Raw genomic sequence first — 8,760 nt, forward strand, 5'->3', positions numbered from 1 at the left:
CAGGTTAATAAAGACAAATTAACCCCAGAACAAGTTCAGCGACTTGATGCCTTGGGGTTTATTTGGGATCCATTAACAGAGCAATGGGAACAGGGAATTAAAGAACTGAGCACCTACAAAGAGGAACATGGTGATTGCCTGGTGTTCCAAAGGCACATCACCACCTCTGGTCATAAATTAGGGGTTTGGGTCAGCACCCAAAGAACAAAGAAAGACCGATTAACCCCAGAACAAATTCAGCGCCTTGATGCCTTGGGGTTTATTTGGGATCCATTAACAGAGCAATGGGAACAGGGAATTAAAGAACTGAGCTCCTACAAAGGAGAACATGGTGATTGCTTGGTACCAAAAGGATACATCTCCGCTTCTAATTATAAATTAAGGAATTGGGTTAACACTCAAAGAACAAAGAAAGACAAATTAACCCCAGAGAGAATTCAGCGCCTTGATGCTTTGGGATTTGTTTGGGATGTATATGCAGAGCAGTGGGAAAAGGGATTGAAAGAAATCAGCACCTACAAAGAAGAACATGGTGATTGCTTGGTAGCCGCAAAGCACATCACCGCTTCTAATTATAAATTAGGAGCTTGGGTCAACATGCAAAGAAGTAGGAAAGACAGATTAACCCCGGAACAAGTTCAGCGCCTTGATGCTTTGGGTTTTGTTTGGAAAGTGAAGTGAAACTAGAATTTCTTTCTCAAAACCCAGCCCACTCCAGCCTTATCAAAGCACGTTCGACGCGATTACACCCACCCTCTAGCGATTCAATCTAGGCACAGAAAAGCCGCATCATTTAAGGTGCGGCTTTTTCTTTGGGCATGGCGCTCAAACTTCTACACGAACGCCTCGTCTTTTAGTTTGCATTATACTCACACCTTGCCATCTTAATCGCGTCCACATTTGGTTCATGTGGATAGGCGTTATTCATTCGCCTTGTTTCATCATATAGTTGTTAATTCTCCCGTCATGCCTCACCGCATGGCGGGAGTTTTGTTTAGCGCATGGACGCGCGGACGCTTTGATCTAAGCACAGAAAAACCGCATCATTTAAGGTGCGGCTTTGATTTGGTTTCTTAACGCCTAATCGGCTAGCTCATGCGCGCGTCAGTCTACCTTCACACCATTCTGGTCCCACCGAGTTTTCATGCCATGAACCTTCCCTTCAATGTAGTTCACTTCTGACCTCTTTTGGCCGTTCTCATACCACTCAGTTACAGCACCATGCCTCACCCCGTCCTTCCAGTTCAAATCTGACTTCTTCTTGCCGTTCTCGCGCCACCAAGTTTGCACACCATGCTTCTTCCCGTCCTTGTAGTTCGCCAACCAATGCTTCTGCCCATTATCATACCAGCCAGTTCGCAAACCATGGTGCCCCCCGTCCTTCCAGTTCAGCTCTTGCTTCTTCTGGCCGTTCTTGTGCCAGTCAGTTTGCACCCCTAGCTTCTTCCCGCTATTGTAGTTCACCTCTGACTGCTTCTGACCATTTGAATAGAAACTTTGACATAGCCCTGTAAAAGGAGACGTCTGATTTACTTCATAGTAAACACCATTTCTATCTTGTAATTTATCTAACACTATCACTCTCACAGATTTAGCTGATTTAGCTGATTTAGCTGATTTAGCTGATTTAGCTGATTTAGCTGATTTAGCTGATTTAGCTGATTTAGCTGATTTAGCTGGCTCAGCTTTTTCATTCATAGCGCATCCACTGAAAAGCATCATTGCTGGGATTAGGGCGAGGATTATGGTTGGGAATTTCATGACTCTAGCTATAATAGTTAGACAGGGTAGTGTGCAACTAGAATCACCTCTTCCACACCCAACCAACTTCAGCCCTCAAAAAAAAGGGGTCAGGTGATAAATCTTCTAATTTAATCTTCTTCATCCAGCATCACCTCATGCCTAGAACTCCCCGTATCCAATACCCCTTTTCTGCTAACCAGACGGTTACCGAGGAATGGGGTATTATAAATCTATTCGGTCACAATTTTGATTGATCCCCAATAGCCAAACTCGTTCATCCAGTTGTTGGCCTTGTTTTCGAGAATGAGATTGATCGATTTTCCTGCGTATTTCGAGAGGTCGATTTCAAGGTTGATCCATTCGGTTTTAACGGTTTTGTAGCTGACAATTTGATCGTGAAGCAGTTCTTTGTCAGCCAGGACTCGCAGTTGCCAGTCGGCGTGAGGGTGGTAGCTAGCCCGCAGCTTCAAGGTGGTTTTCTGATTCGCCGGGATCTTCACGGTTCGCTTCAGAGAACAGGGAGTGTCTTTGTCTTTCGGATGCGTCTGAAAGCCCTGCTCATTCCGAAATTCTTGTAGTTTTCTGACTCCACCCTGCCCGACATTGAAGGGCTCAAATCCGGGGGCAAACTCGGCGACGATGCTTTTCCATTTCGCTGAATCGTTCACTCGTTTACCATTACTTTTCGTCAAAGAACCACTCAGCATACGGCGGGCAACGGATTCTTGAAGAAACGGAATTTTTCCCGAAATGGCAGTCTGAAGCGCCTTGTCAGGAAACTGCGGCACTGCTGGCTCGAGCGCGAACCAGAGCATGCGGGGAATGTTGCTGTCGCCGATGTCCTCTTCGTGTTGCGCCAGAGCTGCCAGAATCGGCCAACGTTGTTCGATAGGAAGTCGGCCCACCGCGGAAGCTAGATAGAGGCGGACGGTTGGGGAGTCGTCGTCCGTTGCCATCTCCAAGAACTTGGCGAGAACGTCGTCGCTCGGTTTCTTGTCTTCGGTGAGCAACTGCACCGACCAAGCCCGGATGTGCGCATCCTCGTGGCTCAGCAGGGCGGCAAGCGCTTCTTGCCTGTCACCTGCATAGCATCCTGCGACATGCATCGCCCACAGCGCGCGCAGTCGTTTCGGGCTGGTGGTCGCCTCCGCGAATTGCTTTTCGAGCGCAGCGTAGACGGGTTTTCGATCTAGTTTCCCGGTCGCCGAACGAGCCTGCAATTCAACGCGAGCCTGCCGGACATACCAATCGTTCGCGTGACTTTGCATTGCCACGAGTTCGATGTCCGATAGCTCACCGATGTTGGGTCGCTGAATCTTTTTCGCCCCCTTTGGCATGATGCGATAAATCCGTCCGCTGTTGGGGAAATTGATCGAGTTGCCGCAGATGTCCGTGTCGTGCCAGTCCAGAATATAGACGCCGCCATCAGGGCCGATCTCAACGCTGAAACCAACCCACGCGAGGTCGTTGGTGGGCATAAAGTCTTCGCCGTGTTGGCCGATGTAACTCGACCCCTTCGGCACCATCACATCGGTAAGGACCGAGTGCTCGTGAATGTTGCACATGAATAGCTGGTCGCGGTATTTTTCAGGAAATGTATCAGCGAGATAGAACCGAGCTCCGCCATGTGCCGAGAGGTGGGTGTGATCGCGAATCGTTTTGATGTCGTCGTAGACATAAGGATTCACGTGGGCCTTGGATTGCTTGTGATAAACGCCGCCCTGAACAATGTGAAACAAATGCGGGATGACACAACAGGTTGCGAAGCCATGGCCGACATCATTGAAATCAAATCCCCACGAGTTCGAAAGCCCACGGGCGAAAATCTCGAACTCTTTTTTGACCGGATGAAATCGCCAGATTCCGGCATCGATGAAATCTCGATCCTCTTTCGGAGTGCCGGGTTTCCCGACCCACGATTGAGTGAAAACCCCGTGGCATCCATACAACCAACCGTCCGGGCCCCAGATGAAGCTATTCAGCGTTTCGTGTCGGTCCTGGAAGCCCCAACCGTCGAGCAAGATCTCAGGTTTCCCGTCAGGGACATCATCACCATCCGCATCCGGAATGAAAAGCAACTCAGGTGGCGATCCGAGATAAACGCCTCCAAATCCCACCGCTATCCCCGAGGAAAATTTGATCTGATCGGTGAACAGCTTCTTCGTGTCAAAGACACCATCGCTATCGGTATCTTCAAAGATTTGAATTCGGCTGAGAATCTCATCCTGCTTGTGGCTCCTTCGATTGACGTAGTTGTAGTTCTCCACAACCCAGAGTCGACCGCGGCCGTCGAAGGTGAAGGCAATGGGTTCTCCAATGTCTGGTTCCGCCGCAAAGATCGAGACTTCGAATCCCTCGGGGATCTCCATCGCTGCGACGGCTTCGGCGGGTTTCAGAAAAGGCGCGTCGCTGCTTTTGTGTTGCTTCCCGCGCTGTGCGAAGGCCGCGGATGAAAGGCAAAGGAACAAACAAATGAGTTTGAATCGAGATACTGATAAATTGGTTTTCATTGGAAAAGTAGAGAGAGGTTATGGGTGAGGACTAGCGCTTTGGCAGGGCCACTTGCTCCTGCGTTTGCATGTATTTAAAGAGATTCAGAACCTCATTAGGGGTCAGAGTTTTCAACAACCCTTCCGGCATCATCGAGACATTCGAAGTCTCGCGAGATTTAATGTCACTCTTGGCGACAGTGGTCTTCTGCCCGACCATGCTGAGGACCAGTCGCTGATCATCTTCTTTGGTGACACTTCCGGTGAGGACTTGGCCGTTGTTTGTGGTCACTGTTACCATCTTGTAGGCATCAGGAATGTCACCACTAGGATCGATAATGTTGAGTAGCAGGTAGTTGAGATCTCCGCGATTCGATCCTGTGAGATCAGGCCCAACGATACCCCCTTCGCCATACATTTTGTGGCAAGCCATGCAGGCTTTTTGATAAACCCCTCGCCCTTTGGAAGCACTTGCTTTTGCCAGTTCACCGGCTCTTGCAATTCTCAGGTATTCGGCAATGAGCGCTTCCTTGTCTTCATCAAACTTGAGGACTCCATAGGTTTTGGTGAATTTTCTTCCGAGCAATTTGCCGAGGGAGCGTATCGCGTAGACCGGGATCGCATCTTTCGAAATGGTCTTGGCTTCGAGTGCTTGGAAAAGCGATTCGGCGTACTTCTTTCGAGTTGCCAGGGTTTCAATGATGGCTCGCTGAGCGGCCGGTTCAAAGTCGGGATACCGCCCTAACAAGATCGCCCCAGCGTTGGGGATTTCAAAGGCCGAAAAGCCACGGATGGCTTCGATTCGGAGCGGCTCTTCATCGAGAAGGGTCTTTAAGATGGCAGGTAACTCCTTGCGTCGCTGAATCAACAAAGATGCGAGCGCTGAGCGCCGATCGCCCAAATCGGCTGCTTTATCTTTCAAGGTCGCGATCGCCTGCAGGGTCGCCGATTCGTCGCCGAAAACCTGGCTGAGTTGCTTTGCGAGTTTTTTCAATTGGGCATCATCGCTGTTTACAAATTTCGCGCTAAGCGCCGACCAACCTTTCGGCGGCTTGACATTCCGCTGACCCTTGAGTCCCAGAATAATGCCGCTGATTAGAGCTTTCTGTGTTTCAGGATTCCCCGATGAATCGATCGCATTCACTAGGGTCTCGAGAGGTGGACGGCTGTCCAATTTCTTTACCTGTGGTGCTGGTTTCTTCCGCTTCCCTTTGTCATCAAGGTTTTGTTTCAACTCCTCATCAGTTGGCGTTTTTGAGGGAACACCAGCTTTCGGAACATCGACATGTGCCGTCCAAAGGATCGCGTTCAGCACGACCTTGCGAAACATGTCGTTCCGCCAACTCACGTGGTAGTGCCCGCCCGTGAAACCAAATCCACGGCCCTTGCCATCCGGTCGCTGGTAGGCCCAACCAACATGCTGGCTCTCGCCATTCGCCACCGCACGGCGCACATCCGGATTCCCACTCCGTGCACCATCCCGTCGCTTCAACGTTTCCGGTGGAGGTAGATCTGAAAGAACCGGAGTGACACCCTTCAGACCGGCGACGAAGCGCATGTGATAATACCACTCGTCATCCACGCTGAATGGCTTCAACCCGTTAGAGATCGGGTGATCCGGGAAGTTCTTGAAGTTCGGTTTCCAGTGCGGGTTCACCGACCAGTTCAGATCACAGAATCCACCCATCCACTCCGAAAATTTCTTCCCGGGCCTTCCAGTCAGCGCCTCCGTCGCCCAGTGGATCATGACCAGTCCCGTCCCGTTTTTCATGAGCGCATCGAATTCCTTGAGATGCGGGTTCAGGAGATGCCCCTTATGTCCGGTGCAGAATATGACAACCGTCGCTGCGTCTTCGAGAACCTTCGGGTCCTTCGGATAACCGTTCTCAGGCAAAACGATCGCCTCGATCCCGAGATTCGCTTCGTTGAGTCGTTTGGCTAAAAGAATGTTTCCAGCACGATGCTCGTGAGCACCCGGGCCATGACTCGGCTTGCCCGAGATGAAGACGACTTTAGCCTTTTTCTCCTGCGCAAAAGCGATGGCTACGAAGAAAATCGAGATGATAAAAAAACAGGTTTTCATGAATAATAGGATTGGTTGGTAAAGGTATTTTGGATCAACAGGATACGTTTTCGAACTGAGACTTCACTCCGGCAGACGCACAACTTGTCTCCTTTTCGCGCAGGACTCGATAATATTTTCTTTATAAAATTGCTGTTTAAGAATGAGCTTGATGCTGCGGATTTGTGCTCTCAGATTGTGCAAAATCAGGCAACATTTTAGTCACACCACCTTCCATCGCCGACTCATGAGCGAGGATACCTGTGCAGGTCCAATTCGCCGACTCGGCAGCATCTGGGAAGGGCCTACGCTGTTCGAGTAGAGCGGAAATAAACTCATGCACGAGGTGCGGATGTGAGCCTCCATGTCCTGCGCCCTGAGTGAACGATAGATGCTCCTCGCCGGTTTCACCACCAAAGACACCTCCGGTAGTAAAGGGCGCAATTTCATCGGGTAATAGATGGGCAAAATCAGGACACTCGACATTTTCAGGAATCTCGGGCTCTGGTTTTTTGGCCGTGTGAACCACTAGGGGTTCGTTCTCTATCAGTGGCCACTCGACACTTTTCTCCGAACCATACACCTCGAAGCTCTCGCGATACTGACGCGCGGTATCAAACAGCGAGCGGAGCACCTGCCCATGCACATCGGAGTCTTTGAATTTAATCTGAGCCGTCTCAATCGCAAAGGGTGAGCCATAGTGCTCGATCAGCTCATCACGGATGCGACCGGAGCCAATACACGTGACTGACTCCGCCTTGGCACGAGTTAACCCCAACACAGGTCCGACACAGTGCGTCGCATAGTGCATCGGGGGAAGTCCTGGCCAGTAGTTCGGCCAGCCGTCCATATCCTGCTGATGGCTTCCTTGAATAAATTGTAAACGACCCAGCTCACCTTTCTCGTAGAGGTCTTTGATGAATAGAAACTCACGGCTGTAAACGACGGTTTCCATCATCATGTATTTCAAACCCGTTTCTTTCACAAGGCGGCAGATCTCTTCGCATTCTTCAATACTGGTGGCCATAGGCACCGTGCAGGCGACATGTTTTCCAGCTTTCAATGCCTGAATCGATTGCTGACCGTGCATGGGAATCGGGGTGTTGATATGCACCGCATCGATATCAGGATCAGCTAACACATCCTCGAAGCTGGTGTAACGTTTCCCGACACCATACTCGTCCCCCACCTCGTTTAACTTCTCTTCATTACGCTGGCAAATTGCCTCCATCACGGCATTGGGATGGCGCTGATAGATCGGGATAAATTCTGATCCAAAACCTAAGCCGACAATGGCTACTCTGACTGACGTATTCTTCATATGTGATCTGCAAGCTAGATGGATTCTCCATAAATTTCTTGGTCGATACGGACTTTATTTATGATATATCGGTCGGGACAACCCGTATAGATATTGAAACAGCATGAAGAAGAACCTTAAGGATCAGCAACAATGGCTCGAAGACATAGCAGCTGGAGCATCATTCGAGCGGCTATTCGACCATATCCCCGGTATCTCGTTTTCGCGAAAAATGCACAGGGAGTTCTCATGCGAGGGAACAAAAATTACCTCGCTCGCTTTAATCTTCCATCAGAAGCCGAGCTCATTGGCTTGACCGATTATGACATCATGCCTGCCGTCCTAGCGGATCACTTTAAAAAAGATGATGAGGAGGTCATGCGCACCAAGGAACCTAAGTTGCATGTCATCGAACTCTTTTTTAACCGTCAGGGATTACCCGACTGGTATATCACCAACAAACTACCGGTGTTCTCGCGCAAGGCAAAAGTCATTGGAGTCATGGGCATCATTCGTAGCCACGCTGGAACCCACGATCACAACCAAATCTACTCACGCATCGCTCCTGCCGTGGAATACCTGCGTGAACACTTCCGAGATAAAATCAGCATTGAAAACCTCGCCAAAGTCGCAGGGCTTTCATCTAGGCAATTGGGCCGATGTTTCGCTGAGGTATATGGAATTTCGCCTCAAACTTTTCTAATCAAAATGCGCGTTCAGGCTGCTTGTGAATTATTACGTAACAGTAATGACGAGCTCGCAGGCATCGCCATGAGTCTTGGCTTCTACGATCAAAGCGCATTCACGTTACATTTCCGTAAACACATGGGTCAGACACCTCGTCGATATAGAGCTCAAGCACTAGCAGGCTAGCAAAGGAAAGGCCCAGAGATAAAAGATCACGCGTACAATAAAAAGACACGCCAATAGAGGGGAATTGGATGTTTCTCAATGCTGTTGGTTCCAGTCCCCCAGAGGATGTATGGGACCTTGTTTTTTGTCGCACACACATAAAAAAGACAGACTAAGAGAAAGGTAAGCCTCGCTATCCATTATTACATATGGGTTTTGCAATATTACGACCCTCCTATAGACTCCCAACACCTCTGCTGTGGCGAGGTAGTCCAGTTGTTTTTTGGGAATTGGGGGAAACGCCTTAACAGAAA

7 protein-coding genes are annotated in these 8,760 nt (G+C 49.7%); 2 read left to right on the plus strand and 5 right to left on the minus strand.

Going from position 1 to position 8,760, the window contains the following annotated elements:
- The coding region (locus BSZ32_RS03945; RefSeq protein ID WP_206018714.1) for a helicase associated domain-containing protein at positions 1-681 on the plus strand (681 nt) is incomplete at its 5' end.
- A 423-nt stretch (positions 682-1,104) separates the two neighbouring features.
- Here BSZ32_RS03945 and BSZ32_RS03950 read toward each other — a convergent pair.
- The 4 genes from BSZ32_RS03950 to BSZ32_RS03965 form a co-directional block, all read right to left on the minus strand.
- A complete protein-coding gene (locus tag BSZ32_RS03950) occupies positions 1,105-1,761 on the minus strand; it encodes a toxin-antitoxin system YwqK family antitoxin (RefSeq protein ID WP_105042223.1) in 657 nt (218 codons plus the stop codon).
- 212 nt (positions 1,762-1,973) lie between these two features.
- A complete protein-coding gene (locus BSZ32_RS03955) occupies positions 1,974-4,253 on the minus strand; it encodes a PVC-type heme-binding CxxCH protein (protein WP_105042224.1) in 2,280 nt (759 codons plus the stop codon).
- A gap of 31 nt (positions 4,254-4,284) precedes the next feature.
- The gene (locus tag BSZ32_RS03960) at positions 4,285-6,315 is read right to left on the minus strand and encodes a ThuA domain-containing protein (RefSeq protein WP_105042225.1); all 2,031 of its coding nucleotides are present in this window, start codon (positions 6,313-6,315) and stop codon (positions 4,285-4,287) included.
- Positions 6,316-6,451: 136 nt separating this feature from the next.
- Positions 6,452-7,615, minus strand: a complete 1,164-nt coding sequence (locus BSZ32_RS03965) for a Gfo/Idh/MocA family protein (protein ID WP_105042226.1) — start codon at positions 7,613-7,615, stop codon at positions 6,452-6,454.
- Between the two features lie 132 nt (positions 7,616-7,747).
- On the opposite strand from BSZ32_RS03965, the gene BSZ32_RS03970 reads away from it, so the two are divergent.
- Positions 7,748-8,467, plus strand: a complete 720-nt coding sequence (locus BSZ32_RS03970) for an AraC family transcriptional regulator (protein WP_105042227.1) — start codon at positions 7,748-7,750, stop codon at positions 8,465-8,467.
- A 75-nt stretch (positions 8,468-8,542) separates the two neighbouring features.
- Here BSZ32_RS03970 and BSZ32_RS19135 read toward each other — a convergent pair.
- The coding region (locus BSZ32_RS19135; protein WP_206018715.1) for a hypothetical protein at positions 8,543-8,760 on the minus strand (218 nt) is incomplete at its 5' end.

The organism is Rubritalea profundi, assembly GCF_002954445.1.
Lineage (GTDB): Bacteria > Verrucomicrobiota > Verrucomicrobiia > Verrucomicrobiales > Akkermansiaceae > Rubritalea > Rubritalea profundi.